Here is a 2962-nt window from a genome sequence, read left to right on the forward strand (position 1 = left end):
AGCAGAGAGGACTTTCTTTCATTTTTTCTGCCGCATACATGAGGCCGTTGGTCCGCTCATCGAGAAATGGCCGGTCAATCTGGTTGGTGTCGCCGAGAAGAATGATTTTGGTGCCTTTCCCGGCGCGGGTAATAATGCCTTTGACCTGGTTGGGTGTCATGTTCTGGGCTTCATCGATGATCAGATAGGTTTTTTCAAGAGACCGGCCGCGGATAAAATTGAGGGCTTCTGCCTGAATGATCTGCCGGTCAAAGATTTCGTCGATCCGCTCGGCCACTTCCTGCTCGTTTTCATAGCGCAGGTCTTCATTGCCATCGACGAGCTGTTCCAGATTGTCGCGGATAGGGCGCAGCAGAGGTGCTATTTTTTCCTGTTCATCACCGGGCAGGAATCCAATGTCCGTATCGAATTGGGCGTTGGGACGGCAAATGAGGATGCGGCGATATTCCCCGGTAGGATGATTGACGATTTTTTCCAGCCCCACGGCAAGGGAATAAAATGTTTTGGCAGTACCGGCCTGGCCTTTGACGATGACCAGAGGTGCTTCATCGGCGGGGCGCATGAGTGCTTCCTGCAGGAAATACTGGCCGGCATTGCGCGGACGGACGCCGTAGGGCGCAGCATCGGCATATAAAAGCGGCACAGCCCGGCCATGGCGGACGCAGCCCAGGTGGGTCTTATTCCGTGAGGCATCGGCCCGCAGGAGAAGAAATTCGTTTTCGTACAAGGACGGATGACGGGGATGACCGTCGGGGCCGAGCTGGTAGAGGGCAGCTGGATCGATGCCGTCAGCACGGAACGAGGCAAATGCATCTTCTGCCACGTACCAGTCGCTGCGGCCCAGATAAGGCTGCTGGCGGACGTTGATTTGTTCCGTACTGAAATCCTGGGCTTCGATACCGAGAACCTGGGCTTTCAGACGAAGCAGCAGATCCATGGTTACCAGTATAGGTTCCAGACTGCGCAGGTGGCAGCATACTTTCAGGATGCGGTTGTCGGACCGGTCGTCGGGAAGCGAGTCGGGGAGCTCTTCATGGATACAGTTGGTCTCGATGCGGAGTGTACCGCCGTTGGGAAGAGATACTCCCGTGAGCAGATCGCCGGACAGCCGCAGCCGTTCCAGAATGCGGATTGCCTGCCGGGCATTGTAACCCCGCTCGCCCTCTGCTTTTTTCAGTCCGTCCAGTTCTTCCAGGACGACTAAGGGCAGTACGAGATGATTTTCTTCAAAACATTGCAATGCATACGGTGCCTGAATCAGGACATTCGTATCCAGTACATACGTCTTTGCCATGAAAATCCCCACCTTTGCCTGTGATTTGTTTACCCATATATCATAGGTGGTGAACATACAGGTAAGATAAAGGTTGTGTAAAAAATCGGTAAGGCCCTGGCTACTTTGCCCTGTTACGGTAAATAACGGACTGTATACGGCTAATAAATTGCATGCTATAGCTTGAATTGCAAAATACGGCTGGGGCGGCCTGTTTTGCGCTGATATTTTTTTCCTACTTCAAAACAATACCCTTTTTCCAATAGTTTATTAATCATGCGGGCTGCCGACCGGGGCGTGATTTTCAGGAAATCTGCAATTTCTGCTGTTGTGAATTCATTTTTCCCGGCTTGAAGGATGAACGAATGAAGATGACTGATTGTCAGTGCGCCAATGCCGGTCCGTTGGCTGATTTCCAGAAATTCGTTGGAAATATTAGGGTGCGGTTCCGGCTGCCGATCAATAGGGGTGTATATGTGATGCAGATCATAGACGAGATAAATACGGTTACCGCCGCCGTGACGTGCCCGGTTCAATCCGATACGGGCATGATATTGTGCTTCTATGGCCGTTTTGCCAAAGCCAATACTGACACTGATAGTGCTGGCCGTATTTTCCCGGATAGTTTCGAACATGGAAAAATCTTCCAATCCCCTTGTTCGCCGTTCGATGATGTCCCGGGAGGTAAAAAACATAAATAACTGTTCCGTAACGTGGAAAACAGGAGATTCAATTTCTACGGATAAATCGTAAATGTGTTTGATAACGTTGACATTTTCCAGCATACCCTGATATTCATTACGTTCTGTATAAGGCAGTCTGTCGTTTTTGAAATCATCAATGCCGACGTAGATGATGACAAACTGGCTTTCCCGGCTGACCGTAAACAAATACGTCGTATATACTTTCTGAAGACTGTTGTAAATATCTAATAAAGTAGGGACGACGCAGGCTACGGGATAGCCCAGTTTTTTTAACGGTTCGTATACTTTGGCAAATTTGGTCAGACAGGCAATATCTTTATTAAACCGATATTGGTTTTTGAAAAATTGGAGCGTCTCTTCAATATAGGCTTCATTAAAATCATATACAGGAGCAAAGACGATGTGAGTCTGGTCGAGGGGAATGCCCAGCTCTTCATAAATGTCGAAGACGAGCTGGTGATCCTGTATATCGGTTACCAGATGATATATATTATGCCCCTGCAGGGTAAGCTGAAACAAATAATTCAGACATCCTGCGTGGGAATGTTCGACAAATTCCCAAGGAATACTGGGAGTGACCTTGGCCTGCGTATAGAGTTTGGCTGTTTCTCCCAAAAATAAAAGCTGATCGAATTCCTGCTGTCGCCCTTCAATGCAGAAAGGAATGTCAAAAATGGCATCGTAGATAATCGGTGTAATTTCTATCTGGGAAAATTGTCCGACAAGTTTGGTTAAAAGACGGACATGGGTTTGTGGCACAATAAAACCAAGTTTCAATGTCATTCCTCCTTATAAATAGAGAAAAATCATGGAAGATACAAAGAAATTTAAGTTTTGGTCATAATAATAGCCTATTAAAGACACTTGAAAAGAATTATGATATGAGCATAAAGAGAGAATAATATAAAGAATAAAAATAAGAAAACAATAAAATATAAAACATGTTTACTGGTATACGAAACTGTCCTTATATATGTATTGTAAA

2 protein-coding genes are annotated in these 2962 nt (G+C 46.7%); both read right to left on the bottom strand.

What is annotated here, in order from left to right; all coding sequences use genetic code 11:
• Nucleotides 1-1294: PhoH family protein (locus DBO31_RS07510; RefSeq protein ID WP_150824840.1), on the bottom strand; the 1294-nt coding region annotated here is incomplete at its 3' end.
• A 155-nt stretch (nucleotides 1295-1449) separates the two neighbouring features.
• Nucleotides 1450-2754, bottom strand: coding sequence for a hypothetical protein (locus tag DBO31_RS07515; protein ID WP_150824841.1), 1305 nt, complete (start codon nucleotides 2752-2754; stop codon nucleotides 1450-1452).
• Nucleotides 2755-2962: the final 208 nt, after the last annotated feature.

It is taken from the genome of Megasphaera sp. DJF_B143, from assembly GCF_900320625.1.
GTDB classification, from domain to species: domain Bacteria; phylum Bacillota; class Negativicutes; order Veillonellales; family Megasphaeraceae; genus Megasphaera; species Megasphaera hexanoica.